This is a genomic window from Mycobacterium marseillense, from assembly GCF_010731675.1.
Lineage (GTDB): Bacteria > Actinomycetota > Actinomycetes > Mycobacteriales > Mycobacteriaceae > Mycobacterium > Mycobacterium marseillense.
In genome coordinates this window covers 352,520-377,633 of the sequence record NZ_AP022584.1, presented here as the reverse complement: position 1 = coordinate 377,633, position 25,114 = coordinate 352,520, and the positions used below count along the sequence as shown (strand labels likewise).

At 68.3% G+C, this 25,114-nt stretch carries 26 protein-coding genes; 16 read left to right on the top strand and 10 right to left on the bottom strand.

The annotated features are described in order from the left end of the window. Positions 1–244: 244 nt before the first annotated feature. Complete coding sequence (locus G6N26_RS01645; protein ID WP_083017666.1) at positions 245–1,912, top strand: nitrite/sulfite reductase; 1,668 nt, start codon at positions 245–247, stop codon at positions 1,910–1,912. Further along, on the top strand, positions 1,909–2,625 hold the full coding sequence (locus G6N26_RS01640) for a sirohydrochlorin chelatase (protein ID WP_083017668.1): 717 nt from the start codon (positions 1,909–1,911) through the stop codon (positions 2,623–2,625). The genes G6N26_RS01645 and G6N26_RS01640 overlap by 4 nt, the downstream gene beginning before the upstream one ends. 72 nt (positions 2,626–2,697) lie before the next feature. On the opposite strand, the gene G6N26_RS01635 is transcribed toward G6N26_RS01640, so the two are convergent. After that, complete coding sequence (locus G6N26_RS01635) at positions 2,698–3,645, bottom strand: LysR family transcriptional regulator (protein ID WP_083017670.1); 948 nt, start codon at positions 3,643–3,645, stop codon at positions 2,698–2,700. A 224-nt stretch (positions 3,646–3,869) separates the two neighbouring features. On the opposite strand from G6N26_RS01635, the gene fdxA reads away from it, so the two are divergent. Beyond that, positions 3,870–4,196, top strand: coding sequence for a ferredoxin (fdxA, locus tag G6N26_RS01630; protein ID WP_067176317.1), 327 nt, complete (start codon positions 3,870–3,872; stop codon positions 4,194–4,196). Positions 4,197–4,203: 7 nt separating this feature from the next. On the opposite strand, the gene G6N26_RS01625 is transcribed toward fdxA, so the two are convergent. After that, a complete protein-coding gene (locus G6N26_RS01625; RefSeq protein WP_083017671.1) occupies positions 4,204–4,560 on the bottom strand; it encodes a type II toxin-antitoxin system HicB family antitoxin in 357 nt (118 codons plus the stop codon). 211 nt (positions 4,561–4,771) lie between these two features. On the opposite strand from G6N26_RS01625, the gene G6N26_RS01620 reads away from it, so the two are divergent. Then, a complete protein-coding gene (locus tag G6N26_RS01620; protein ID WP_083017673.1) occupies positions 4,772–6,046 on the top strand; it encodes an alpha/beta hydrolase in 1,275 nt (424 codons plus the stop codon). Between the two features lie 19 nt (positions 6,047–6,065). On the opposite strand, the gene G6N26_RS01615 is transcribed toward G6N26_RS01620, so the two are convergent. Further along, positions 6,066–6,500, bottom strand: a complete 435-nt coding sequence (locus tag G6N26_RS01615) for a protease inhibitor I42 family protein (protein ID WP_083017790.1) — start codon at positions 6,498–6,500, stop codon at positions 6,066–6,068. Positions 6,501–6,609: 109 nt separating this feature from the next. Here G6N26_RS01615 and G6N26_RS01610 point away from each other — a divergent pair, with 109 nt between their 5' ends. The 6 genes from G6N26_RS01610 (at position 6,610) to G6N26_RS01585 (ending at position 13,908) form a co-directional block, all read left to right on the top strand. Next, positions 6,610–8,217, top strand: coding sequence for a Na+/H+ antiporter (locus tag G6N26_RS01610; RefSeq protein WP_083017675.1), 1,608 nt, complete (start codon positions 6,610–6,612; stop codon positions 8,215–8,217). A 33-nt stretch (positions 8,218–8,250) separates the two neighbouring features. Further along, positions 8,251–9,429: an AAA family ATPase gene (locus G6N26_RS01605; protein ID WP_083017678.1), complete on the top strand. Its 1,179-nt coding sequence runs from the start codon at positions 8,251–8,253 to the stop codon at positions 9,427–9,429. A gap of 187 nt (positions 9,430–9,616) precedes the next feature. Next, on the top strand, positions 9,617–10,249 hold the full coding sequence (locus G6N26_RS01600; RefSeq protein WP_067176331.1) for a TetR/AcrR family transcriptional regulator: 633 nt from the start codon (positions 9,617–9,619) through the stop codon (positions 10,247–10,249). Then, positions 10,242–11,771 (top strand): FAD-dependent monooxygenase, encoded by a 1,530-nt coding sequence (locus G6N26_RS01595; protein ID WP_083017680.1) that lies wholly within the window; start codon positions 10,242–10,244, stop codon positions 11,769–11,771. The genes G6N26_RS01600 and G6N26_RS01595 overlap by 8 nt, the downstream gene beginning before the upstream one ends. Positions 11,772–11,860: 89 nt before the next feature. Beyond that, a complete protein-coding gene (locus tag G6N26_RS01590; RefSeq protein WP_083017682.1) occupies positions 11,861–13,000 on the top strand; it encodes a glycosyltransferase in 1,140 nt (379 codons plus the stop codon). Positions 13,001–13,059: 59 nt separating this feature from the next. After that, positions 13,060–13,908, top strand: coding sequence for a sulfurtransferase (locus tag G6N26_RS01585; protein WP_083017684.1), 849 nt, complete (start codon positions 13,060–13,062; stop codon positions 13,906–13,908). Position 13,909: 1 nt separating this feature from the next. Here G6N26_RS01585 and G6N26_RS01580 read toward each other — a convergent pair whose 3' ends face one another. Next, positions 13,910–15,166, bottom strand: coding sequence for a cytochrome P450 (locus tag G6N26_RS01580; RefSeq protein WP_083017686.1), 1,257 nt, complete (start codon positions 15,164–15,166; stop codon positions 13,910–13,912). Further along, positions 15,163–15,735 carry a TetR family transcriptional regulator gene (locus G6N26_RS01575; RefSeq protein ID WP_083017688.1) on the bottom strand — a complete coding sequence of 191 codons (573 nt, stop codon included), beginning with the start codon at positions 15,733–15,735 and terminating at the stop codon, positions 15,163–15,165. Before G6N26_RS01575 ends, G6N26_RS01580 begins: the two co-directional genes overlap by 4 nt. 86 nt (positions 15,736–15,821) lie before the next feature. Between G6N26_RS01575 and G6N26_RS01570 the strand changes: the two genes are divergently transcribed. Genes G6N26_RS01570 through G6N26_RS01560 form a run of 3 tightly spaced genes read left to right on the top strand, consistent with a single transcriptional unit; the run spans position 15,822 to position 18,204 of the window. Beyond that, positions 15,822–16,604, top strand: a complete 783-nt coding sequence (locus G6N26_RS01570) for an SDR family NAD(P)-dependent oxidoreductase (protein ID WP_083017690.1) — start codon at positions 15,822–15,824, stop codon at positions 16,602–16,604. Then, entirely contained in the window at positions 16,601–17,476 is an 876-nt protein-coding gene (locus tag G6N26_RS01565) for an LLM class F420-dependent oxidoreductase (protein ID WP_083017692.1), read from the top strand. Before G6N26_RS01570 ends, G6N26_RS01565 begins: the two co-directional genes overlap by 4 nt. Further along, on the top strand, positions 17,476–18,204 hold the full coding sequence (locus G6N26_RS01560; RefSeq protein ID WP_083017694.1) for a hypothetical protein: 729 nt from the start codon (positions 17,476–17,478) through the stop codon (positions 18,202–18,204). Before G6N26_RS01565 ends, G6N26_RS01560 begins: the two co-directional genes overlap by 1 nt. A 5-nt stretch (positions 18,205–18,209) precedes the next feature. Here G6N26_RS01560 and G6N26_RS01555 read toward each other — a convergent pair whose 3' ends face one another. Genes G6N26_RS01555 through G6N26_RS01545 form a run of 3 tightly spaced genes read right to left on the bottom strand, consistent with a single transcriptional unit; the run spans position 18,210 to position 20,477 of the window. Beyond that, positions 18,210–18,623, bottom strand: a complete 414-nt coding sequence (locus G6N26_RS01555; protein WP_067176366.1) for an ArsI/CadI family heavy metal resistance metalloenzyme — start codon at positions 18,621–18,623, stop codon at positions 18,210–18,212. A 4-nt stretch (positions 18,624–18,627) separates the two neighbouring features. Further along, the gene (arsB, locus tag G6N26_RS01550; RefSeq protein WP_372509316.1) at positions 18,628–20,136 is read right to left on the bottom strand and encodes an ACR3 family arsenite efflux transporter; all 1,509 of its coding nucleotides are present in this window, start codon (positions 20,134–20,136) and stop codon (positions 18,628–18,630) included. After that, entirely contained in the window at positions 20,124–20,477 is a 354-nt protein-coding gene (locus G6N26_RS01545; RefSeq protein WP_083017696.1) for an ArsR/SmtB family transcription factor, read from the bottom strand. Before G6N26_RS01545 ends, arsB begins: the two co-directional genes overlap by 13 nt. Before the next feature lie 74 nt (positions 20,478–20,551). On the opposite strand from G6N26_RS01545, the gene G6N26_RS01540 reads away from it, so the two are divergent. Beyond that, complete coding sequence (locus G6N26_RS01540; protein ID WP_083017698.1) at positions 20,552–21,058, top strand: lipoprotein LpqH; 507 nt, start codon at positions 20,552–20,554, stop codon at positions 21,056–21,058. Between the two features lie 44 nt (positions 21,059–21,102). After that, the gene (locus G6N26_RS01535; RefSeq protein WP_083017700.1) at positions 21,103–22,101 is read left to right on the top strand and encodes an alpha/beta fold hydrolase; all 999 of its coding nucleotides are present in this window, start codon (positions 21,103–21,105) and stop codon (positions 22,099–22,101) included. Positions 22,102–22,184: 83 nt separating this feature from the next. On the opposite strand, the gene G6N26_RS01530 is transcribed toward G6N26_RS01535, so the two are convergent. Then, positions 22,185–23,390, bottom strand: a complete 1,206-nt coding sequence (locus G6N26_RS01530) for a cytochrome P450 (protein ID WP_083017702.1) — start codon at positions 23,388–23,390, stop codon at positions 22,185–22,187. A gap of 37 nt (positions 23,391–23,427) precedes the next feature. Beyond that, a complete protein-coding gene (locus G6N26_RS01525; protein WP_083017704.1) occupies positions 23,428–24,099 on the bottom strand; it encodes a TetR/AcrR family transcriptional regulator in 672 nt (223 codons plus the stop codon). A 196-nt stretch (positions 24,100–24,295) separates the two neighbouring features. Between G6N26_RS01525 and G6N26_RS01520 the strand changes: the two genes are divergently transcribed. Next, positions 24,296–25,084 carry a spirocyclase AveC family protein gene (locus G6N26_RS01520; protein ID WP_083017706.1) on the top strand — a complete coding sequence of 263 codons (789 nt, stop codon included), beginning with the start codon at positions 24,296–24,298 and terminating at the stop codon, positions 25,082–25,084. Positions 25,085–25,114 lie beyond the last annotated feature (30 nt).

Sequence of the window (25,114 nt, the reverse complement as noted above, 5' to 3'; positions counted from 1 at the left end):
CGCCAAGGCAAAGTCGTGAAGCAGCGCACACAACGCGCGGTTGTGGCTTCACAACGTATGACCTCTACTGACGCCGCCGTCAGTGGTGCACCATGGAAATCGCGACCCGTGGGTCCAATGACGAAGCTACGGGCGCCAACAGACCAACATCAGCGCGACGCCCGGTAGCCAACAAGGCCCGACAGCCAGCCCGGCGGCCGCATACCGGCCCCGATCCGCGTCGCTGCCAGGAATGAGAATGCATATGACCACCGCACGTCCCGTCAAGACCCGCAATGAGGGTCAGTGGGCGTTGGGAGACCGCGAACCCCTCAACGACACCGAGAAGATTAAGAACGACGACGGCCCGCTGAACGTCCGCGACCGCATCATCAACGTCTACTCCAAGCAGGGTTTCGACAGCATCGACAAGTCCGATCTGCGTGGACGGTTCCGCTGGATGGGCCTGTACACCCAGCGCGAGCAGGGCTACGACGGCAGCTGGACCGGTGACGAGAACACCGACAAGATCGAAGCCAAGTACTTCATGATGCGGGTCCGCTCGGACGGCAAGGCGATGACCGCGCACACGATGCGCACGCTGGGCCAGATTTCGACCGAATTCGCCCGCGACACCGCCGACATCAGCGACCGCGAAAACCTGCAACTGCACTGGATCCGGATCGAGGACGTCCCCGAGATCTGGCGCCGGCTCGACTCCGTCGGGCTGCAGACCACCGAGGCCTGCGGCGACTGCCCGCGCGGCATCCACGGATCGCCGCTCGCCGGCGACTCGCTCGACGAGGTGCTCGACCCCTCGGCCGCGATCGACGAGATCGTCCGCCGCTCGCTGGGCAACCCCGAGTACGCCAACCTGCCGCGCAAGTACAAGACCGCGGTCTCCGGCCTGCAGGACGTCTCGCACGAGACGCATGACATCGCGTTCGTCGGTGTCGAGCACCCCGAGCACGGCCCCGGCCTGGACCTGTGGGTGGGCGGCGGCCTGTCGACCAACCCGATGCTGGCCCAGCGCCTCGGCGTGTGGGTGCCGCTGAGCGAGGTGCCCGACGTCTGGGAGGCCGTCACCCAGCTGTTCCGCGACTACGGCTATCGGCGGCTGCGCGCCAAGGCCCGGCTGAAGTTCCTGGTCAAGGACTGGGGCGTCGAGAAGTTCCGTGAGGTCCTCGAAGAGGAATACCTCAACCGACGACTGGTCGACGGCCCCGCGCCCACGCCGGTCAAGCACACCATCGACCACGTCGGCGTGCAGCGAATCAAGAACGGCCTCAACGCCGTTGGCGTCGCGCCGATCGCCGGGCGCGTGTCGGGCAGCATGTTGTCGGCCGTGGCCGACCTGATGGAGAAGGCCGGCTCGGACCGGGCGCGGTGGACCCCGTTCCAGAAGCTGGTCATCCTCGACGTGGCCGACGACAAGGTCGACGAGCTGGTCGCGGGCCTGGACGCGCTGGGCCTGCCGTCGCGGCCGTCGTCGTGGCGCAAGAACACCATGGCGTGCACCGGAATCGAGTACTGCAAGCTCTCGTTCGCCGAAACCCGGGTTCGCACCCAGACGTTGGTGCCCGAGCTCGAGCAGCGCCTGTCCGATGTCGAGTCGCGGCTGGACGCGCCGATCAGCGTGCACCTCAACGGCTGCCCGAACTCGTGCGCCCGCATCCAGGTCGCCGACATCGGGTTCAAGGGCCAGTGGATCGACAACGGCGACGGCACTTCGGTCGAGGGCTTCCAGGTGCACCTGGGCGGCGGCCTGGGCGAGCAGAGCGGCTTCGGCCGAAAGCTGCGCCAGCACAAGGTCACCAGCGCCGAGCTGGGCGACTACATCGACCGGGTGACCCGCAAATACCTCGAAAAGCGCGACAGTGGTGAGGCTTTCGCGTCCTGGGCGCTGCGCGCCGAGGAGGACGACCTGCGGTGAGCACGCTCGTCCTCACCGCCCACGGCAGCCGCGACCCCCGGTCGGGCGCCAACGCCGAAGCCGTGGCCGACCGGCTGACACGGATGCGGCCGGACCTCGACGTGCGGCTGGCGTTCCTCGAGCTCAACGCGCCGAACTTCGTCGACGTGCTGGCCGGGCTGCCCGACTGCCGCCGCGCGGTCGTCGCGCCGTTGTTGCTGGCCAGCGCGTATCACGCGCGCCTCGACATCCCCGAGCAGATCGCCCGTGCCGGGGCCCACGGCGTCCGGCAGGCCGACGTGCTCGGTGAGGACGACCGGCTGGTCACCGTCCTGCGCGAGCGTCTCACCGAGGTCGGGGTGTCCGCGCTCGACGACGATCTCGGGGTGATGGTGGTCGCGATCGGCTCGTCGAACCTGGCCGCCAACGCGCGCACCGCGAAGGTGGCGGCGCGGCTGGCCGCCGGCACCCGATGGGTCGGCGCCACAACGGCATTCGCGACCCGGCCCGAGGCGTCGGTCGCCCGGGCCGCCGAGAAGTTGCGCGGCCGCGGCGCGCGCCGGCTGGTGATCGCGCCGTGGTTCTTGGCGCCGGGATTCATCACCGACGGCGTGTCAACGTTCGCCCGCGACAACGACATTCAGATGGCCGAGCCGCTGGGCGCGCATCGGCTGGTGGCCGAGACCGTGCTCGACCGCTACGACGAGGCGCTGGCGGCCGACGCCGCGGCGTAGGGCCCCGGGCCGCCGAACGTCGACTTGTTGCGGCAAACGCCCGAAAACGCCACCACAACTCGACGCTCGACGCTAGCCCTGCGCTGTCTTGCGGCTGATGATGTGACTCAGCAGGTCGCGGATCGCCCCGGCCGGCGGGGTGCGCCCGCCGACCCAGATCGCCCGAAACTTGCGGCGCAGGTCCAGCTTTGGGATGTGGACCGCGTGCAGGCGTCCGACCGCCAGGTCATCGGCGACCGCCAGCCGGCTCATGGTCGCCGGTCCCGCGCCCGCCAGGACGGCGGCGCGCATCGCCGCCGCCGACGTCAACTCCAGCACAGGCGGCGCCTGTTGCATGTCCTCGCCGAGCACCTGGCGCAGCGCCGCCGCCAGCGAATCGCGGATGCCGGAATGGAGTTCGCGGGACACCAACGGCGTCTGCGCGAGTTCACGCGCGGTCACGATCCGCGACGGTCGCGCCCACTTGTGGTCGGGCGGGACGACGATCACCAACTCGTCCTCCCCCACCACGCAGCTACCCAAACCCTTTGGCGTGCCGGGGTTTTCGACGAAACCGAGGTCGGCGGAGCCGTCGCGCACCGAGGCGATCGCGTGGTCGCTGTTGGTGGCGGTCAGTATGACTTGCGGCGCGGTCTCGCCGCGCCGCGCGGCGTCAGCCTGCAGCGACAGCAGCCAGTGGGGCATGAGTTGTTCGGAGACCGTCTGGCTGGCCGACACCCGGATGCGCTCGCGGCCTTCCTTGCGCAGCGAGCCGAGCCCGGCGTCGATCTCCTGGGCGACGTCGAGCAGGCGGGTCGCCCAGTCCGCGACGATCAGGCCCGCGGGCGTCAGTTGCGAGCCGCGCGTGGTGCGGACGGCCAGGGTGACGCCGATCTGGGCCTCCATGGTGGCCAGGCGCCGCGAGATCGCCTGTTGGGTCAGCCCCAGTTCGCGCGCGGCGCGGCCGAGGCTGCCGGTCTCGGCGATCGCCAAAAACGCCTCGAACGAGGCCAGTTCGGGCAGCCGAGGGCTGAGTGGCATGGTCGACAGCTCACAATCAAATCGTGTGACCACAACTATAGCTTGTGACACCACAACGCCAAACCTCTACTCACGCTCCACCCGGACCGGAAGCATGGGGATATTGCCGCCCGAAAGGGCCGGTGAGCCGCGCGGATGGCGCCGCGCTAAATTAGCCAGCCTGACCGAGTTGCTGCGGCCCCGCAGCCGGCTGACCCCGCTAGCCAGACGGAAGGACAACATTCGTGGCCTACGTGATCGCCGAACCGTGCGTCGACATCAAAGACAAGGCATGCATCGAGGAATGCCCCGTCGACTGCATCTACGAGGGTGCCCGGATGCTCTACATCCACCCCGACGAGTGCGTGGACTGCGGCGCCTGCGAGCCGGTGTGCCCGGTCGAGTCCATCTTCTACGAGGACGACCTGCCCGACGAGCACAGCGGATACCTGCAGATCAATGCCGACTTCTTCACCGAGCTGGGCTCGCCCGGTGGGGCGGCGAAGGTCGGGCTGACCGAGAACGACCCCGCCCCGGTGAAGAGCCTCGAGAGCAGGGCCGAGGCGTCCTAGCGCCCCGCTAATCCCATCCGGACAGGCCGAAGGTGTCGCTGGGTCGCCGGCCGGCCAGTTGCTGCACGACCCACTGGTTCATCGACACTCCCTGTTCGGCAGCTTCCACGGCCAGACGGCTGTGCAGCTCGGGAGATGTTCGGACGACGATCGTGCCGCTGTAGTGGCGATCCGCCATCGGGATCGGTGGCGTTTCACCGCACGCCACCATGGCCTGGATGTGCCGGTCGACGGCCTCCTCGATCTCAACCATCGCCTCCGGTGCCGTGCGCCCGTCACGCCGCATGAACGGCAATTCGAGACACGAGGCGTCGTATCGGTCGTAGTGATGCGACCAGGCGACGCGGTAGGTGTAGTGGTTCACGCCGGGTTGGTAGCACGGGCGCTAGCGTTTTCGCGAGCCACTCATCCCCACCTGGAGCGAGGCGCTCGCGGGGGCGCCGGGCCGAACCGCGTCTGGAGCGCCGGGCCATCCGCGGGAGCGCCCCTCTCCGGACCAATGTGACCGTCCCAAATCCGCTAGCACCGGCGCTATCAAAAACCAGAGCCCCTCACCCGTTTCGTAAGGTGAGGCAATGCGGACAGCTCGAATCATCCACCTCACCCGCCAAATCGGGTCCCTGGCGGTCACCGCGGTGAGCGCGGCGTCCACGCTCAACGCCTACCGCCCGCTCGCGCGCGGCGGCTACCCGTCGCTGTACTCGTGGATGGTCGGGCTCGCCGTCACCGAGTTGCCGCTGCAGACGTTGCTCAGCCAGCTCGGCGGCCTGGCCCTGACGGCACGCCGCCTGGCGCGGCCCGTGCGCATCGCGGCGTGGCTCGTCGCCGGCCTCTCGGCGCTCGGCCTGCTGAACCTGTCCCGCGCCGGCCATCGCGCCAACGTGCCGCTGACCGAGGCGTTGGACGACGGGCTGGGAGCCGATCGGCTCACGGAGTCGGCCAGCCTGTGGCGTCGCCCGGCCGGCAGCGGCACCGCCAAGACGCCGGGACTGCTCCGGATGCTGCGGATCTACCGCGACTACGCCCACGACGCCGACATCAGCTACGGCGAATTCGGCGGCGCCAACCACCTGGACATCTGGCGGCGCCCCGACCTCGATCCGGCGGGCAAGGCGCCCGTGTTGTTCCAGATCCCCGGCGGCGCGTGGACGACGGGAAACAAACGTGGACAAGCGCATCCGTTGATGAGCCACCTCGCCGAACTCGGCTGGATCTGCGTGGCGATCAACTACCGGCACAGCCCGCGCAACACCTGGCCCGACCACATCGTCGACGTCAAGCGCGCCCTGGCCTGGGTCAAACAACACATCGCCGAGTACGGTGGCGACCCCGACTTCATCGCCATCACCGGCGGTTCGGCCGGCGGCCACCTGTCGTCGCTGGCCGCGCTCACCGCCAACGACCCGCAATTCCAGCCGGGGTTCGAGGACGTCGACACCCGCGTGCAGGCGGCCGTGCCGTTCTACGGCATCTACGACTTCACCCGCTTCGACAAGACGCTGCATCCGATGATGCCGGGGCTGCTGATCAAGTCGATCATCAAACAAAAGCCTGCGACCCACCGGCAGACGTTCGAGGCCGCGTCACCGGTCAACCACGTCTCCGCCGACGCGCCGCCGTTCTTCGTCCTGCACGGGCGCAACGACTCGCTGGCCTACGTCGAGCAGGCGCGCACGTTCGTCGAAAAGCTGCGCCAGAAGAGCACGCAGCCGGTGCTCTACGCCGAATTGCCCTTCACCCAACACGCTTTCGATATCTTCGGCTCGGTCCGCGCCGCGCACACCGCGGTGGCCGTCGAGCAATTCCTCGCCGAAATCTACACACGCCAACGCCAGGTCGCCGTCGCGTAACCGCTATCGCCGCAACGACTTACCGCACGGTCACGGTCAGGGTGTAGACGCACCCCGGCTTGGCGTCTTTTTCCACAAAGCTGTTGTAGGTGGCCTCGATGGTGGTGATCCCCGGGCGCATGGCCGCGAACGTCCACGTCTCGGTGCCCGGCGCCCCCAGCGCGTCGGAGGACGGCGGCACGAACTCGTGACTGAGCTGCCTGACGATCGCCGAGTCGCGGATCTTGGTGTCCGGCGTCCACCGGTACGGCGTGGTGTAGTTCGAACCCAACTCCACGACCAACGTGTTGCCGACGTCCAACGTGATGCTCTGGGTGATCTCGCTCTGCGTCAGCACTTCGGTCATGGGGACCTGGAGGGTCTTGGTCGACGGCGGATTCCGGGACGCAAAGTGGCAGCCCACCACCGACGACAGCATGAGCACGGCGACTGTTGCCAGCAGCCTCACCTTCACCAGATCCCCCTTCAAGTCCGCTCCGGAGCCTAATAGGTCTGATCCAGACCGAAGATAGGCGCCGAGGGACCACGGCGCGCAAACCGGGCGGGTCGGGCAGGATGGGCTGGTGTTTGGCCTCGAACTGATCGTCGCTCTGGTCTCCACCGTCATCGTGGGCACGGTCATCGGCCGGCGCTATCGCGTGGGTCCCCCGGTCCTGCTCATCTTGATGGGCGTGCTGCTGGGTCTGGTCCCCCACTTCGGTCATGTGCGGGTCAACGGCGAGGTCGTGTTGCTGCTGTTCCTCCCCGCGATCCTGTACTGGGAGGGCCTGAACACCAGCTTCCGCGAGATCCGGGCCAACGCCCGCATCATCGTGTTCCTCAGCGTCGCGCTGGTGATCGCGACCGCGGTGGCGGTGTCGTGGACGGCGCGGGCGCTGGGCATGAATCCGCACGCGGCGGGCGTGCTCGGTGCGGTGCTGTCGCCCACCGACGCGGCGGCGGTGGCCGGTCTCGCGAAGAAGCTCCCGCGCCGGGCGCTGACCGTGCTGAAGGCTGAGAGTCTCATCAACGACGGCACCGCCCTGGTGTTGTTCGCCGTCAGCGTCCACGTCGCGATCGGCGGGGCCGCGATCAGCCCACCCGAGGTGACCGCGCGGTTCATCGGCTCCTACCTCGGCGGCATCGCCGCGGGGCTGCTCGTCGGCGGCGCGGTGACGCTGCTGCGCAAGCGAATCGACGCACCCCAGGAGGAGGGGGCGCTGAGCCTGGTGACGCCGTTCGCCGCCTTCTTGCTCGCGCAATCGATGGAGTGCAGCGGGGTGGTCGCGGTGATGGTGTCGGCGCTCGTGCTGGCCTATGCCGGACCCGTGGTGATCCGGGCCCGCTCGCGGCTGCAGTCCTCGGCCTTCTGGGACATCGCGACGTTCCTGCTCAACGGCTCGCTATGGGTGTTCGTCGGGGTCCAGATCCCGGGCGCGCTGCGCGGCATCGCCGGCGTCGACGGCGGCATTCGCCACGCGCTGTTCGTCGCGCTGGTGGTCACCGCGGTGGTGATCGTGTCGCGCATCTTCTGGGGTGAGATCACGACGCTGCTGATCCGGCTGATCGACCGACGCCAGGTCCAACGCGAGCGTCGGGTCAACTGGCGCCAGCGCTTCGTCACCGTCTGGGCGGGATTCCGTGGGGCCGTCTCGCTGGCCGCCGCCGTCGCCGTGCCGATGACCACGCTCAGCGGCGCGCCGTTCCCGGACCGCAGCCTGCTGATCTTCATCGTGACGGTCGTCATTTTGGTGACCGTCCTGATCCAGGGCAGCACCCTGCCGGCCGTGGTCCGGTGGGCGAAAATGCCCGAGGACGCCACCCACGCCGAGGAGCTGCGATTGGCCCGCTGCCGGGGGTCCCAGGCCGCCCTCGCCGCCCTGCCCGCGGTCGCCGACGAAGTCGGCATCAGCGACGACCTGCGCCGCCGGCTGCAAACCGAATACGAGGAAAAGGCCGCGCTGGTGTTGGCCACCGAGGACGGCTCGACGGACCACCGCATCCTCAAGGGCCGCGAGAAGGTCCGCCAGGTGCGCCTGGGCGTGCTCGAGCACAAGCGCCGGGAAATCACCGCGCTGCGCAACCAGAATCTCATCGACGACATCGTGTTGCGCGAGTTGCAGAACGAGATGGATCTCGAGGAAGTGCAACTGATCGCCGCCGCAATCGACGACGGCGACGAGGAGGAATAGGGCCCGTCGGTGGCCGACCGTACAGTCGGCCCCATGCTGCAGACCGTCGCGATCCGCGGGTATCGCTCGCTGCGCGAGGTGATCCTGCCGCTGGGCCGGCTGTCGGTGATCACCGGCGCCAACGGATCCGGCAAGTCGTCGCTGTACCGCGCGCTGCGGCTGCTGGCCGACTGTGGGCGCGGCGAGGTGATCGGGTCGCTCGCCCGCGAGGGCGGGCTGCAATCGGTGCTGTGGGCCGGCCCCGAGCAGGTGGCCGGGGCGCGACGCACCGGCAAGACGGAAGGCACCGTGCGCACCCGGCCGGTATCCCTCGAAATGGGCTTCGCTGCAGACGATTTCGGCTATCTGGTGGACCTGGGCATCCCACAGTCCGCCGGGAAGTCGGTGTTCGCCCGCGATCCGGAGATCAAGCGGGAGCTGTTGTTCGCCGGCCCGGTGCTGCGGCCCAGCACGACGCTGGTGCGCCGCTCGCGGGTGTTCGCCGAGGCCAGCGCGGAGGACGGCAACGGTTTCGACGAGCTGTCCCGAGCGCTGCCCTCGTATCACAGCGTGCTGGCCGAATACGCCCACCCGCACGCGCTTCCCGAGCTCGCCGCCGTGCGAGACCGCCTGCGCGGGTGGCGGTTCTACGACGGCTTCCGCGTCGACGACGGGGCGCCCGCCCGGCACCCGCAGGTCGGCACCCGCACCCCGGTGCTCGCCGATGACGGCAGCGACCTCGCCGCCGCGATCCAGACGATCCTGGAAGCGGGGTTCGATGACCTGAGTCGCGCCGTCGCCGAGGCGTTCGACGGCGCCACCCTCTCGGTGGCCATCCACGACGGGCTGTTCGACCTTCAGCTGCGGCAGCGCGGCATGCTGCGGGCGTTGCGCGCGGCCGAGTTATCCGATGGCACACTGCGTTTCCTGCTGTGGGCCGCGGCTCTGTTGAGCCCGCAACCGCCCTCGCTGATGGTGCTCAACGAGCCCGAGACCTCGCTGCACCTGGACCTGGTGGCGCCGCTGGCGTCGCTGATCCGCACCACCGCCGCCAAGACCCAGGTGGTGGTCGTCACGCATTCGCGCGCGCTGCTGGACTTCCTGGACGCGGCGCCGATGAGCGACGACTCCGACGGCGCCCTCGAGATCGAGCTGTATAAGGACTGGGGCGAGACGCGCATCGCGGGCCAGACCCTGATCACGACGCCGCGGTGGGATTGGGGCGCGCGCTAGGGCTCTCGGCTTCTGCGGGCCTTCTCGCGTCGAGTGTGAATCCTGGGCGCTGCGAGTGAAACCTGGGCGGGCTTTCTCGGCGCGTCGCCGCCGTGGCTTCACTCTGAAAGCCCTCAGCGCACACCCAACATAAATTGCCCGATAGGCAATATTGCCTATCGGGCACGTTTTGCGTACGGTGTCACTCATGAGCGGACTGCGCGAGCGCAAAAAGGCGGACACCCGGCGCGCCCTCAGCGACGCCGCGCTGCGTCTGGCTTTCGAGCGCGGGCTGGACAACGTGACGCGTGAAGACGTCGCCACCATGGCGGGCGTGTCACTGCGCACGTTCACCAACTACTTCGGCGGCAAATACGAGGCGCTGGCCTACCGGCAAGCCGAACGCCTGCGCCGCAGCATCGCATTGCTGCGGGGGCGTCCCGCCGACGAGCCACTGTGGACGGCGATCACAAACGCCGTGCTGGAGCCCCTGGAAGACGATTTCGGCGACGTCTACGGCGAGGAGAACCGGGCGCCCAGCCGCCAGGAACTCGTCGAGGTGCGCAAGCTGCTCATGCAGCCACAGGTTCGGAACTCGGTGCCCCAGAACCTTTTCGACGAGTTCCTCCAGGTGATCGCCGAGCGCACCGGCACCGACCCGGAGCATGACCTGTACCCACGCTTGGTCATGGCCGTCGTGCGGGCCGTCGGCGACGCCGCGGCGGACGCCTATGCGTGGGCCGATCCCCCGGTCGCGATCACCACGCTGATCCGCTCGGGCTTTGCCGCCGTCGAGGCGGGGCTACCGGAACCCACCAGAAAGAAGGCAGCTCATGGCTGACGAACACGCACAGGTCGTCATCGCCGGTGCGGGCCCCAACGGGCTGATGCTGGCCTGCGAGCTGGCGCTGGCCGGCGTCAGGCCCGTCGTGCTGGACACCCTGCCCGGTCCCAGCTCCGAGCCGAAGGCCAACGGCCTTGTCGGGCAAGTCGTTCGGATGCTCGACATGCGCGGCCTGTATCGGGACTTCACCGGCGACGAGGGGCCGCCACAGCCCAGCCCGGGATGGATGTTCGCGGCCATGCCGCTGATCTTCGCCGAGGGCCACGACAACCCGATGTATGCGATGCTCATGCCCCAGCCCCGGCTCGTGCGGCTGCTCGAGAAGCGGGCCCGCGACCTCGGCGTCGATGTGCGCTGGGGCCACGAGCTCGTCGCGATCGCACCGGGAGCGGAATCCGTTGCGCTGCAGGTGTCGTCACCCGAACGCGACTACGCCATCGCCGCCGGCTACGCCGTCGGCGCGGACGGTGGGCGCAGCCTGGTGCGCAAGACCCTGGGCATCGACTTTCCCGGCGCCACCTCACCGATGGTCGCTCGCCTGGCCCACGTGCACATTCCTGACCAGTACCGGCGCCCGGACATCGCCAGCGTCGAAGTCCCCGGATTCGGTCCGCTTCGCTTCGGGCACAGCCGCTTTGACCGCGGCGGGATGATCTATGCCGAGTTCGAGCCGGGCCGCGCGATGCTCGGAACCATCGAATTCGGCCCGCCGGCGGCCGAGGTGCCGATGAGTCTGTCCGAGTTGCGCGAGAGCGCGCGCCGCGTACTCGGCGCCGACGTTCCGTTCGAAGAACCGAAAGGCCAGGGGCCGCACGCCCTTCGGCGCATCAACGGGCAGAACACCCGGCACGCCGAACGCTACCGCGACGGCCGGGTCCTGCTGCTCGGCGACGCCGCGCACGTGCACAGCGCGATGGGCGGGCCGGGCCTGAACCTGGGGCTGCAGGACACCATGAACCTGGGCTGGAAACTGGCCGCCGAGATCCACGGCACGGCACCGGCCGGACTGCTCGACACGTACCAGTCCGAGCGCCATCCGGTCGGCCAGCGCGTCATGATGCACTCGCTGGCCCAGATCGCGCTCATGGCACCGGGACCCGAAGTCGCCGCGCTGCGAACGCTGTTGGGCGAGCTCTTCACCTTCTCGGACGCACAACGCCACATGGCGGCGCTTCTCGCCGGCTCCGACGTGCGATACGACGTGGGCGACGACCACCCGCTGTCGGGCCACCTCGTGCCCGACCTGACCCTCGATGACGGCCGACGAGTGGCCGAAGTCCTCCATGCCGGCCGCCCGGTCCTGCTCGACCTCGGCGGCGGCGTCGTCGCGAACGCGGCACAAGGTTGGGTCGATCGGGTCGACGTCGTCGCCGCTACCGCCACCGAGCGACCCGCCGCGGCTCTGCTGATCCGGCCGGACGGCTACGTAGCATGGGCGACCGACGAATTCGGGCCCACGCACGAAGAGGCCCTGCACGCGGCGTTGAACCGCTGGTTCGGGCCGCCGGCGCACGGATAGCCCCGCCCGCAAGCGAAATTCACAGACTGTTCAGGCCCGCGTCGGCTCGGCATTGATGAGTGCACACGCGCACCGCGTGTCCTCGCGTTATGCGCGTTGTACAGGTCGCCAATTTCTACGGCCCTCGCTCCGGCGGCCTTCGCACCGCGATCGACCGGCTGGGCGCCGAATACTGCGCCAGCGGTCACGAGGTCTTCCTGATCGTCCCCGGACAGCGCACCGAGCGCGTCCAGCTGTACACCGGAGTGGTGCGAATCACGCTGCCCGCCAGACTGATTCCCCGCACCGGCGGCTACCGTGCGGTCATGCCGGGACCCGTCAAGGCCCTCCTGGCGGCGTTGCGGCCCGACGCGCTCGAGGTGTCAGACCGGCTCACGCTGCGATCGCTCGGGCGGTGGGGACGCGAGCACGGCGCTACGACGCTGATGATCTCCCACGAGCGCCTGGATCGCCTTGTGGGTCAGGTTCTTCCGCGCCGGGCCGCGCGCAAGTTCGCCGACCTGGCCAACGCACGCACCGCCGCGAACTACGACACCGTGGTGTGCACCACCGGTTTCGCCCGCGAGGAGTTCGACCGGATCGGTGCCGGCAACACCGTCACCGTCCCGCTGGGCGTGGATTTGCAGACATTCCATCCGCGCCGCCACTCGCCTTTGGTGCGCGGCCGCTGGGCGGCGCCATCGCAGATGCTGCTCGTCCACTGCGGCCGGCTGTCGGTGGAAAAGCGCGTCGACCGCAGCATCGACGCGCTCGGCGCGTTGTGCCACGCCGGCGTCGACGCCCGGCTCGTGGTCGTGGGCGAGGGCCCGCTGCGGGCCCGGCTGCAGCGCCAGGCCGCGCGGCTACCGGTCGACTTCACCGGTTTCATCTCCGATCGCGACGTGGTGGCGCAACTGCTGGCCTCGGCCGACGTGACGCTGGCCCCGGGGCCGCACGAGACCTTCGGGCTCGCCGCCCTGGAATCGCTGGCGTGCGGCACACCGGCCGTGGTCTCGCGCACCTCGGCGCTGACCGAGATCGTCACGCCGGACAGCGGCGCGTCGGCCGACAACGACCCGGCCGCCATCGCGAAAGCGGTCAGCGCCATCGCCGGCCGGCCCGAACGCCAGCGCCGCGTTTCCGCGCGGCGCCGCGCCGAGGACTTCACCTGGCATCGCGCCGCAACCGGCATGCTCGCGTCGATGGGCGCGCCGGCCGTTACCGGCGGCGCTTCCGAACGGACCGCATAGCCCCTCACACCGCGTCATCCGGCTGGCTAGTCTCGATGCAGATAACGAGGAGGGGCCAGTTGCAAGCACGCGATCAGGTGTTGATCACCGCCGCCGAGTTAGCCGGCGTCATCGAGGCCGGCGATCCGGTGAGCGTCCTGGACGTGCGGTGGCGGATCGACGAACCCGACGGGCGCGCGACTTACCTGGAGGGGCATATTCCGGGCGCGGTGTACGTCTCGCTCGAGGACGAACTCAGCGACCACTCCGTATCCGGCCGGGGTCGTCATCCCCTGCCCTCGGGACGCGACGTGGAGGCCGCGGCGCGACGCTGGGGAATCCGGCGGGACGCGCTGGTGGTGGCCTACGACGACTGGAATCGGGCCGGCTCCGCGCGCGCCTGGTGGGTGCTGAGCGCGGCCGGACTGGACAACGTCCGCATCCTCGACGGTGGTTTGGCCGCGTGGCGCTCGGCCGGCTACGGCCTCGAGACCGGTCCCGTCGAGCCGGCAACCGGCAATGTGGTTGTGCCGCATGCTGATTTGTATGCCGGACGCCTTCCGACGCTGACGGCCGAGCGGGCGGGCGAGGGCACCGTGCCGCTGCTCGATGCGCGAGCGCCGGAGCGCTACCGCGGCGACGTGGAACCCCTCGATGCCGCCGCGGGACACATCCCCGGCGCCAAGAACCTACCCAGCGTCGCCGTCCTGGCGGCCGATGGCACCTTCCTCGACGACGACGCCGTTGCTCGACTGCTGTCCGATCGCGGGATCGCGCGTCACGACACGGTGGCCGCCTACTGCGGCTCGGGTGTCACCGCGACGGTCACGATCGCGGCCCTCGCCGCGATGGGCCGGGACGCGGCCTTGTATCCCGGGTCGTGGTCGGAGTGGAGTTCGGATCCGTCCCGCCCGGTGGAACGCGCCTGAATCACGTTGTGCAGGGCAGCCTTTTGATGCCGTGGAAGAACGACGAGCGCAGCCGGTCGGGCGGCCCGGTGACGGCCACGCCCGGCACGCTCGAATAGAGCTCTTCGAGCATGACGCGCAGCTCGAGCCGGGCCAGTTGCGCGCCGAGGCAGAAGTGCACTCCCCCGCCGCCGAACGCGGCATGACCGGCGTCGGGGCGGGTGACGTCGAACTGGTCCGCGCGGTCGAAGACGTCCTCGTCGCGGTTGGCGGACAGGTAGTGCATCAGCACCCAGTCGCCGGAAGGGATCCGCTGCCCGCGGATCTCGACGTCGCGGGTCACGGTGCGCCGGAAGTGCATCACCGGAGTCGCCCAGCGCAACAGCTCTTCGACCGCGGGCTTGATGGCCGCGGGATCGCGGGCGAGCAGCGCCTGTTGCTCGGGGTGCGCGGCGAGCGCCACGATGCCGTGACTCAGCGTGTTGCGGGTCGTTTCGTTGCCGGCGATCGCCAGCAGCAGGAAGAACTCGTTGAGCTGGTCGCCGTTGAGCTTTTCGCCGTCGACCTCCGCGGCGAGCAGTGCCGACAAGATGTCGTCGGTGAGGCCATGCTTGCGCCGATGTTCGACCAATTCGTTGCAGTAGGCGAACATTTCGGCGGCGGCCTGGCCGAGGGCTTCGGGTGTGGGGGCGTAATCGGGATCTTCGATGCCCAGGCTGCCGATGGCGTTGCTCCAGCGGAACACGTCCATGCGGTCCTCGGCGGGAACCCCGAGGACATCGGCGATGACCTGCAAGGACATCTCGGCGGAAATGTCTGTCACGGCGTCGAATTCGCCCTTGTCGGTGATGGCGGCGACGATGTCGCGGGCCACCTGCCGCATTTTCGGTTCCAGCCGCTGGACGTTGCGGACGGTGAAGCCCTGGTTGATCAGCTTGCGGAAGTGGATGTGGCGGGGTGGATCGATGCCGGGCAGCATGGCCGAGTCGGGCCCGGCCTCGGCCTCCACCAGTGTGTTGCCCTTGCTGCTGCTGAAGGTGTCGGTGTCGCGGCTGACCAGGCGCACGTCGGCGTGTTTGGTCAACAGCCATGCCCTGGGCAGCCCGGGCAGCTGCACCGGGTGCACCGGCGAGGTGGTGCGCAGCCTCGCCATCGCGTCGTACGGGGCGCCGGCGACGAAGGTGTCGGGGTCCAGTACGGCGGCCGCGTCGCGGTCGGCCGCGGTGTCCAGGTTCTGCGGGACCAGGGATTTCACCAGTGTGGGTTTGGCGACGCTCACGACGGCACCGATCCTTCCTGAAGCGAGGCCTTGATCCCGGCGATGATCACCTCGAGGCCCGCGCGAAAGTGGTTGGCGGCCTGACGCTTGCCGCGTCTGACGGGCCGCGTCTCCTGCAGGCTCACCGAACCCAGCAGGTAGGTGTACAGCACCGAGTGGGCCGCCGCCGCAACCGGTTTGGTGACGCCGGCCTCGGCGAGCAGCGAGCGGCTGAGCTTGTCGAGTCGGCGGGCTGAGTCCCCGCCGCCACCGGTTTGCAGGACGGCCGCAATGCCCGGCACCGACAAAATGACTTCGCGGGCGGCGCAGTAGAGCTCGGCCAGCCGGGTGTCCCAGGGCCCCGTCTCGACGACCGTGATATCGGCCAGCACGGATTCGGCGAGCAGGTCCAGGGCGGCCTGTTTGCCCGGCACGTGGTAGTACACCGAGGGCACCGCGGCGCCGAGCTCGGCCGCCAGCGCACGCATCGTCACGCCCTGCACGCCGACGCGGCGGGCGAGGTCACGCAGCGAGGCCACCACGCGGGCGCGGTCCAGTTCGCCGTAGCGGCGGCGCACCGCGGCCGTCATCGCGACACTCCCCGACTCGCAACGGGCCCAGATTCGAGCACTGTTAGAATCTACCCCGGCATGAATCATCCTGGGAAGACCACGTTATGACCGGCCGGCTGGACGGCAAGGTCGCGATCATCACCGGGGCCAGCACCGGCCTGGGCCCCGTGCTGGGCGCGTTGTTCGTGCGCGAGGGCGCCAAGGTGCTACTGGCGGCGCGACGCGAAGAGCTGGTCCGCGAGGCCGCGCAGGCGGCCGGCCCCGGCGCCATCGACATGCGCGCCGACGTGACCGACGAGAACGACGTCGCCGCCATGGTGAGTCGAGCCGTCGACGAGTTCGGTCAGGTCGACATCCTGTGCAACAACGCCGCCGCTCCCGGCCAGGACCGCTGGATCTGGGAACAGACGCTGGACAACTGGAACGACACCATCGCCATCGACGTCACCGCAGCGATGCTGTGCACCCGCGAGGTGCTCAACCAGTCGATGCTGCAGCGCCGCCGCGGCGTCATCCTGAACTTCTCCTCCACCGTGAGTTACTCCGGCATGGTCCGCAAAACGCACTACGTCACCGCCAAGGCGTCGCTGCGGGCGTTCACCAAGGCCGTCGCCCTCGAGGTGGGCCCGCACGGCATCCGGTGCAACTGCATCGTGCCCGGGGCCATCGACACCGACCTGTGGCGCAAGTGGGTGCAACGCACCGCCGACGAGCAGGGCGTCGACGCCGAAACGGTCCGCGCGAGGCAGCTCAAAGGCGTTGCCCTGCGAGATATCTCTTCGCCGGAGGACATCGCGAACCTGGCGTTGTTTCTGGCCAGCGACGAGAGCCGCACCATCACCGGCCAATCGATCCCGGTCGACGCCGGAGGGTACATGCAGGGATGAGCGGTCACGCCAAACTGTCGGTGGCCACCCCGGTCGTGACGATGTTTCCCCGGAGCGCCGGCGACTGGGAGAAGGACGCCACCATCGAGGACCTGGCGCAGATCGCCGAGGCCGCCGATCGGCTCGGCTACCACCACCTGACCTGTAGCGAGCACGTCGCGCTCCCCGCCGCCGAAACGGGCCGGCGCGGCACCCGCTATTGGGATCCGCTGGCGACCTTCGGCTACCTGGCGGCGCGCACCCGGCGAATTCGGTTGGCCACCAACGTGCTGGTGCTCGGCTACCACCACCCGCTCGAGATCGCCAAACGCTACGGCACCCTGGACCGGGTCAGCGGCGGCAGGCTGATCCTGGGCGTCGGCGTCGGCAGCCTCAAGGAAGAGTTCGACCTCCTCGGCGCGCCCTTCGACGACCGCGGCCGCCGCGCCGACGACGCGCTGCGGGCCCTGCGCGCCGCCCTGTCGGCGCCCGAACCCGAATACCACGGGGAGTTCTATTCCTTTGGCGGCATGGTCGTCGATCCCTGCGCGGTCCAAGACCGCGTCCCCCTGTGGATCGGGGGGCAAACGCTGCGATCGCTGCGCCGAGCCGCCACACTGGCCGACGGTTGGGCACCCTTCAACGTGGGCCTGCGCCAGGCGCGAGACTGGCTGGGCCGCTTCGACTTCGGACCCGGCTTCGACGTCGTCCTGCCCCCGCCCGCACTGCTGGACCCCATCGGTCAACCGGAACAAACCCGCGACCTGCTGGGTGAGACGGCCGCGCACGGTGCGACCATCGTCAGCGCCGCGTTCCGCCACACCTCGCTGCCGCATTACCTGGAGAACCTGCAGGCGCTCGCCGAACTCCATCCCCCGACGGGCGGCGCCTAATGCGCGTCAAGGCAGGCATTTTCAGTCTCACGGCCGCGGCGCCGCCCGATGACGACGGCAGCTATCTGCACTGGCACCTGCTGGATCACATGCCCGAGCAATACCAGCTGCCCGGCATCGTGCACGGGTTGCGGTGGATCGCCGACGGCGATTACGCCGGGCACCGCCTCGCCGCCCACGGCCCCCTGGGCGAAATCGGCAACGCGGTGCACTATTTGGTCACCGATCCCGTCGAAGAGACCTTCGACGACTTCGTCACCCTCGGCCGCGCGTTGCGCGACAACGGCCGCTTCTCCGTCGTGCGGCCGTCGCTGCAAGTGGCCGGCTTGCGTCTGCTGCAGTGGCGGTCCTCGCCGCACGCACTGATCTCGCCCGAGGTGGTGCCGTTTCGGCCGCACCGCGGCATCGTGCTGATCGTCGAGGAGCCCACCGACGGCCGACCGGACGAATGGTTGCAATGGCTGCACGCCGAGCACTATCCGGCGCTGCTGGCGACGCCGGGCACGGCCGGGGCGTGGACCTTCGGGTCCAGTGCCGGATGGAGCCACCTGCCCCGGGGCTGGCGAACCGACCACCAGTACATCAGCGTCATCTACCTCGACGAGGATCCGCTGGCCACCACCGACGCGCTGGCTCCTCACATCGAAGAGCGTTGGCGCTCAACGGCTGTGCGGCCGGTGTTCGCCGGGCCGCTGCGCAGCATGATCGCCTGGGAGGCCTGGCCGTAGCGCCGCTACGAGGCGCAGCAGGTGGGCTCCGAGTCGTCGGCGGGACCGAACGTCTCGGAATCGGCCTTCACCTTGTAGATCTCCCAACGTTCACCGCTGGGACCGCTGACCCACACCTTGTCTTGGGTGGCATAGCAACACGTCGAGTCGATCTCTTCGTCGGTGAGCACACCGGCCTCGGTCAGTCGGTGGCTTTCGGTAAGCACGGCCTCGCTGGAGTCGACCTCGACGCCGAGGTGGTTGAGGGTGCCTCCGTGGCCGCGGCTTTCCATCAAGACCAGTTTGAGCGGCGGGTCGGCAACGACGAAGTTGGCGTATCCGGGTTTGACCTTGGCCGGGTCGACGCCAAAAAGCCTGGTGTAGAACGCGATCGCCTCGTCGAGGTCGTCGACGTTGAGTGCCAGTTGAACTCGCGACATGGTGTTACCTTCCTTTCGCGGTGGGTATCTGGATCGTCATCGTGGTTCCGAGCAGTTCCCCGATGAGGGCACGAACACGCTCGGCGATGTCCTCGCGGATGTTCCGCACCGTGTCGACCGGCTGACCGGCGGGATCGGGCAGGCTCCAGTCGCGGTATGAGACGCCCGGGAAAACCGGGCAGGTATCACCACATCCCATGGTGATCACCACATCACTCGTCTGCACGGCTTCGGTGGTAAGGAGTTTCGGGACGCCGGTGAGATCGATGCCCCATTCGGCCATCACGGCCATCGCCGCGGGATTGATCTGATCGGCGGGTTCCGTTCCGGCGGAACGGACGTCGACACGATCACCCGCAAGATGGTGCAGCAGCGCAGCGGCCATCTGGGAACGACCGGCGTTGTGCACGCAGACGAACAGGACGCTGGGCCGCTCAACGCTCGACGAGGGATTCGAAACCGTACCGAACAAACGGGGCCGCAAAGCCAGGGAGACGTAAACCAAGGCGACCAAGACCGGAACCTCGATCAGGGGCCCGACCACACCGGCCAGGGCCTGACCCGAAGCGGCGCCGTAGGTGGCGATTGCCACGGCGATCGCAAGCTCAAAGTTGTTGCCGGCGGCGGTGAAAGCCAGTGTGGTGGTGCGCGCATATCCGAGCCGCAGCAGCACCCCCAGCACATATCCGCCCGCCCACATGATCGCGAAGTACGCCAGCAGCGGTACCGCGATCCGGGCGACATCCCAAGGCCGCGAGGTTATCTGGTGACCCTGCAGCGCGAAGAGGATGACGATGGTGAACAGCAACCCGTACAACGCCCATGGCCCGATCCGGGGCAGGAAACGACTCTCGTACCAACCGCGGCCCTTGGCGCCTTCGCCCAGACGCCGCGACAGGTATCCGGCAAGCAGCGGGAGCCCCAGGAAAATGAGGACGGACTTCGCGATCTGCCAAGCGGATACGTCGATCCCGGTCGTGCTCAGCCCCAGCCACCCCGGCAGCACGGCCAGGTAGAACCAGCCCAACGCGGCGAACATGACGACCTGGAAGATCGAGTTCAAGGCGACCAGGACCGCGGCGGCTTCGCGGTCGCCGCAGGCAAGGTCGTTCCAGATGATCACCATGGCGATGCAGCGCGCCAGCCCCACGATGATCAGCCCGGTGCGGTACTCGGGCAGGTCCGGCAGCAGGAGCCAGGCTAGCGCGAACATGACGGCGGGCCCGACCAGCCAGTTCAGCGCCAGCGATGTCACCATCAATTTGCGGTCCGCGGTCACGGTATCCAGCTGGTCGTAGCGGACTTTGGCCAGCACCGGATACATCATCACCAGCAGGCCGATCGCGATGGGCAAGGAGATCCCGTCGACCTGAACGGCGCTCACCGCCCGTCCCAGGCCCGGGACGAGGCGGCCCACCAACAAGCCGGCGACCATGGCCATCGCGATCCATCCCGGGAGGAACCGATCCAACGTCGAAAGCCGCGCGCTTACCGTCTGACTCATGAGCTGCATCCCGTGGCCGATAGAGCATCAACGTGCAGCACCGACGAAAGCTGTTGCAACGCCGCGGGAACCACCCAGTAGTACACCCACGTGCCACGTCGTTCGCAGTCCAAAAGGCCTGCGGAACGCAGCGTCTTCAGGTGATGGGAAATCGTCGGCTGCGACAGGTCGAATGTCCGGGAGATCTCACAAACGCAGGCCTGACCTCCCGGGTGGCTGGCGATCAGGCTCAGGAGCCGCAAGCGCACCGGATCGCTGAGTGCCTTGAACATCGCCGCCAGTTCCGCGGCTTGCGGCTCGGCCAGGGCGGCCGCCCCCAACGCCGGGCAACACCTCGATTGATTCGACATCCATCTATATAAACACATATCGAATCAGGACGCCAGGTTTTATAGTCCTCATGACCGTCTAGCGGAGGACCGATATGACAAACGTTCGGCCGTGGATCGTTCGTGCGGCTACCGCGCTCGGCGTGCTGGCGCTGGGGGCAACGTCCTGTTCGGGCAAGGACAGTCACCCGGCGGCTCCCACCACCTCGACTCCCGCCCTGACCAGCACGACCGTCATGATCGACGGGAACAAGCACACACTCATCGCCGCGGTCGACTGCACCAGCTCGGCGGCCCAGCCGAATGGGTCGCCGCCGGAGTCGGGAGACCTCACGACCCGCATCAGCGTGCACGACGACGCGGCGTCGGTGTCTCTGGCCGTCTCGGACGAACGGCCGCCCACCGTCGACGGCTTCGCGATTTCGCTCAAGCTCGACAACGGCCAGTATCAGCTGCCGTATCAGGGAACCAATTCACCCAATCAGGTTCAGGCGACCAAGGACGGTAAGGGCTACACGATCACCGGCACCGGCCAGGCGACCACACCCGGCCAAAGCGGGGTGCGCGACGTGAGATTCGGCATCCACGTGACATGCCCCTAACCGACGCGGTTGTCTGCCGCGGCCTCCTCTGAGAGGCTGGCAGCTTGGACATCTTCGCGCAGTGGCAACGCGGCGGCACCGAACTTCGTTGGCGGTCGACCACCGCGGCCAACGACGCCCGAGAAGTCGCGATCTTCAGTCGCCGTTGCGGTACCCCCGGCGCCCCCGCGCTGGTGCTGGTGCACGGCTTTCCGACGTCGAGCATCGACTACTTCGCCCTGGCGGCCGAGCTGGCCGCGGAGTTCGACATCTACCTGCTCGACTTCCCCGGCTACGGACTCTCCGACAAACCGCCCGAGCCATACGTGTATTCGCTCTACGACGATGCGCGGCTGCTGGTCTATGCCATCACCGAAGTGTGGCAGCTCATGGATTACCGCATGCTCACGCACGACCGCGGCAGCAGCGTCGGCATGATCGCCCTGGGCATGCTGGCCGCTCAGGAGCCGACGGTGCTGCCCGCCGACCTGATCGTGACGAATGCCAATATCTACCTTCCGCTTTCGAATCTCACCGCGTTTCAGACCGCACTGCTCGATCCCGGGACTGGGCGCGCCACCGCGGCGGCGACGACGCCGGAGATGCTGGCGGCCGGCCTGGGCGCCAGCACGTTCATGCCGCGGCGGACATTGGACGATCCGGAGATCGCCGCGCTGGCCAAATGTTTCGCCCACAATGACGGAATTCGGGTGCTGCCCGACACCATTCAATACCTCCACGAGCGCGCCGCCGACGAAACCAGTTGGCTTGAAGCGCTTTCCACGAGCGACGTCAACACCACCGTGGTGTGGGGGGTTCACGACAGCGTGGCACCGTTGCGGGTTCCCAACCATGTCTGGCAGGCGTATCTGAAGAACAAGCCGGGCCGCAACCGCTACTGGGTGGTACCCGGCGCCGATCATTATCTGCAGTGCGACGCCCCGGGACAGCTGGCGCAGATCGTGCGCCTTACCGCCCAGGGCGGGGACATCCCGCTGCAGACGCTGGGAAGCCAGCCCGACGGTGCGGTACTGGTCGATCAGAGCGATCAGAGCGATCCCTAGCCTTCGCCGAGCGTGACGGCACAGTCACATTCGGCGCCGAGCGTGACTGTGCCGTCACGCTCGGCGGCCAACAGGCCCGCACCTTACCCGGTGACAACCGGCAGGCGCGCCCAGCCGCGCACGCTGGCGGTGTGCGCGCGCTCGGCATTGGCGTAGTCGACCTCCCAGTCCGGCCAGCGCTTGAGGACCTCTTCGAAGGCCACCCGCCCTTCCATCCGGGCCAGCGCCGAGCCCAGGCAGAAGTGCAGGCCCTGCCCGAAGCTGAGGTGCCCGCCCGGCTGCCGGTGGATGTCGTAGCGGTCCGGATCAGCGAACCGCCGCGGGTCGCGATTGGCGGAACCGTTGAGCAGCAACATGAATGAACCCTCAGGCACCAAGCGGCCATACTGCTCGGCGTCCTGGGCCACGTAGCGCGCCTGGACCGGCGACGGGGGTTCGAAGCGCAGTGTCTCCTCGATCGCCCCGGGGATCAGGGACGGGTCGGTGGCGAGTTCGCGGCGCTGGTCGGGGTGATCCGACAGCAGCTGACCCATGAAGCCGATAAGCCGCGCGGTCGTCTCGTTGCCGGCGCCGGCGATCATGGCGGTGTAGGCCAGCACCTCGGTGCGCGACAGCGGGCGCCGGGTGCCGTCGGGTTCGTCGATCTCGGCCCGCAGCAGCTCGGTCATCAGGTCGTCGGACGGATGGCTGGCCCGCCACTCGATGTACTCGGCGAACAGGGCAATGGAATTCGCGAAGATGTTCGCGTCGACCGCGGCCGGGTCGCTGTCCTTGGACAATTCGATGTTGGCGACGCTGCGGTCGCGGATCTTCTCCTGGTCGGCCTCGGGGATGCCCAACAGGTAGCCGATGGTCCGCATCGGCATCATCGCCCCGAGATCGGCGATGAAGTCGAAGCCATCCCCGCCGACCAGCGGGTCCAGCTCGCGGACACAGAACCCGCGCACCAGATCCTCCACGGCGAGCATGCGCCGCGGCGTGAAGACGCGCGACAGCAGCTTGCGGTGCAGGTCGTGCAGGGGCGGGTCTTCGAACAGCAGAATGCCCGGCGGCACTTCGATATTGGCGAACAGGATGTCGGCGGTGGTGCCCCGCCCGGAGCGGTAGGTCTGCCAGTTCGGCAATTCGCGGGCCACGTCCTCGTAGCGGCTCAGCGCGTAGAAGTTGTATTTCTCGTTGTAGTACAGCGGTGCTTCTTCGCGCATGCGCTTCCACACCGGGTAGGGGTCGTCGTCGATGGTGGAGTCGAAGGGGTCGTAGTACAAGTCGATCGCACTGGTGTCTGTCATGAACCAATTCCTCTGGTGCAGTGGCGGATTGGGCTGGTCAGCCGTTCCTGTGCAGGAAGCCGTGCAAGATGGCCTGGATGAGTTCGTCGACGATGGTCTCCCTCGACGGCGGCTCGGTCCCGAAGTAGGTCGACCGCAACGCCGCCATGCCGGCGATCATCGCGACCGTCGAGTGGGCGGGCAGGTCGGGATGGTCCGAGCGCAGGCCCCGCAGGTGCATGCCCTCGGCGCTGATCTGGCCGAGCGCCGTGATGGCCTGCCGGATCTCGGCGATGCCGGCGTCGGCCTTTTCCTCCTCGCTGAGCGCCTCGGATGCCATCAGGGTCAACAGCAGGCCCTGGTGTTCGACGAACACGTCGTAGAGCTGCCCGACGAACCGGCGCGCCAGCTCCTCCTCGTCGGTCTCCTCCGGGACGACCGACTGCCAGGTCCGGCGGAAATCCTCGACGAAATCGGTGAAGGGCAGGACGAGCGCCTCACGAAACAACGCCGCCTTGGAGCCGAAATGGCGAAACAACAGGTGCTCGGTAACGCCTGCGGCCTGGGCGATTTCACGCGTCGTCGTGCTGCGGTAGTCCTGGCGGGCGAAGCGCGCCCGGGCGGTGTCGAGCAGCAGCTTGCGCGGTGCGCCGCGGGGACGGCGGACCGAGGCCGATGGGGTCGACGCCTCCGCCGCGCCGCGTTTCGCGCTGGACGGCCGCTGGGCCACGTGGCTGCCTCCTCACCCGATGGTTGACTGCCTTTAGGATAGTGTGCACTATCTAATGAGTCGAGCTCGAATCGGAAGGAGTTGCGACTGTGGGCGCTGTCATCATGCTGGGCACGCTGTTCGGCCTGATCGTTCTGATCTTCGGGCTGGTGTTGCGCTTCGACCCGCAGGCACGCGGGAGTCACGGGGCCGACCAGTGAGTTCGCAAATGACGCCGGTGATGCAGGCGGCCAGCGACTTCGCGCTCGTCGGGGGCATCACGTTCACCGCCCTGGGGATCTATCTGAGCGTGCGCCAGCGACGCGTGCACCCGCTGCTGCTGCTGTGCATCTCGGCGATGTCGTTCTCGTGGATCGAAGCCCCGTACGACTGGGCGATGTACGCGCAGTTCCCGCCGGCTATCCCGCGGATGCCGTCGTGGTGGCCACTGAACATGACCTGGGGCGGGCTGCCGCTGTTCGTCCCCGTCGGCTACATCTCCTATTTCGTGCTGCCGGCCGTGACCGGAGCCGCGCTGGGCCGATGGCTGGCCGCCAGATTCGGCTGGCGCAAGCCCCAGACGCTGTTGGTGGTCGGCCTCATCGTCGGCTTCTGCTGGGCGCTGTTCTTCAACGGGTTCCTGGGCGCCAAGCTCGGGGTGTTCTATTACGGCCGCGTGATTCCCGGGCTCGCGATCCGCGAGGGGACCCTGCACCAGTACCCGCTCTACGACTCGCTCGCGATGGGCATCCAGATGATGCTCTTCACCTACCTGCTGGGCCGCACCGACACCCAAGGGCGCAACGTCATCGAAATGTGGGCTCAGAACAGGTCAAAGAGCCGGGTCACCTCCTCGCTCCTGTCCGTCGTCGCGGTGATCGTCATCGGAAACGTGCTCTACGGCGCCGTTTTCGCGCCCCACCTGGCGACCAAGCTGGGCGGCTGGGTGACCACCGAGCCGCCGGCGGGCGAGCTGTTCCCAGGCGTCCCGAACCAACCGCGCTAGCCACCGAGCGTCGAGTTCGTGCCCATGTCC

Excerpts from the sequence above, each read along its gene's own strand:
- G6N26_RS01600 (WP_067176331.1), top strand. The coding sequence starts at position 9,617 with ATGAGCGGACTGCGCGAGCGCAAAAAGGCGGACACCCGGCGCGCCCTC.
- G6N26_RS01545 (WP_083017696.1), bottom strand. The coding sequence starts at position 20,477 with ATGTCGAATCAATCGAGGTGTTGCCCGGCGTTGGGGGCGGCCGCCCTG.
- G6N26_RS01605 (WP_083017678.1), top strand. The coding sequence starts at position 8,251 with ATGCTGCAGACCGTCGCGATCCGCGGGTATCGCTCGCTGCGCGAGGTG.
- G6N26_RS01540 (WP_083017698.1), top strand. The coding sequence starts at position 20,552 with ATGACAAACGTTCGGCCGTGGATCGTTCGTGCGGCTACCGCGCTCGGC.
- G6N26_RS01530 (WP_083017702.1), bottom strand. The coding sequence starts at position 23,390 with ATGACAGACACCAGTGCGATCGACTTGTACTACGACCCCTTCGACTCC.
- G6N26_RS01620 (WP_083017673.1), top strand. The coding sequence starts at position 4,772 with ATGCGGACAGCTCGAATCATCCACCTCACCCGCCAAATCGGGTCCCTG.
- G6N26_RS01555 (WP_067176366.1), bottom strand. The coding sequence starts at position 18,623 with ATGTCGCGAGTTCAACTGGCACTCAACGTCGACGACCTCGACGAGGCG.
- G6N26_RS01645 (WP_083017666.1), top strand. The coding sequence starts at position 245 with ATGACCACCGCACGTCCCGTCAAGACCCGCAATGAGGGTCAGTGGGCG.
- G6N26_RS01635 (WP_083017670.1), bottom strand. The coding sequence starts at position 3,645 with ATGCCACTCAGCCCTCGGCTGCCCGAACTGGCCTCGTTCGAGGCGTTT.
- G6N26_RS01590 (WP_083017682.1), top strand. The coding sequence starts at position 11,861 with ATGCGCGTTGTACAGGTCGCCAATTTCTACGGCCCTCGCTCCGGCGGC.
- G6N26_RS01570 (WP_083017690.1), top strand. The coding sequence starts at position 15,822 with ATGACCGGCCGGCTGGACGGCAAGGTCGCGATCATCACCGGGGCCAGC.
- G6N26_RS01595 (WP_083017680.1), top strand. The coding sequence starts at position 10,242 with ATGGCTGACGAACACGCACAGGTCGTCATCGCCGGTGCGGGCCCCAAC.
- G6N26_RS01565 (WP_083017692.1), top strand. The coding sequence starts at position 16,601 with ATGAGCGGTCACGCCAAACTGTCGGTGGCCACCCCGGTCGTGACGATG.
- arsB (WP_372509316.1), bottom strand. The coding sequence starts at position 20,136 with ATGCAGCTCATGAGTCAGACGGTAAGCGCGCGGCTTTCGACGTTGGAT.
- G6N26_RS01560 (WP_083017694.1), top strand. The coding sequence starts at position 17,476 with ATGCGCGTCAAGGCAGGCATTTTCAGTCTCACGGCCGCGGCGCCGCCC.
- G6N26_RS01575 (WP_083017688.1), bottom strand. The coding sequence starts at position 15,735 with ATGACGGCCGCGGTGCGCCGCCGCTACGGCGAACTGGACCGCGCCCGC.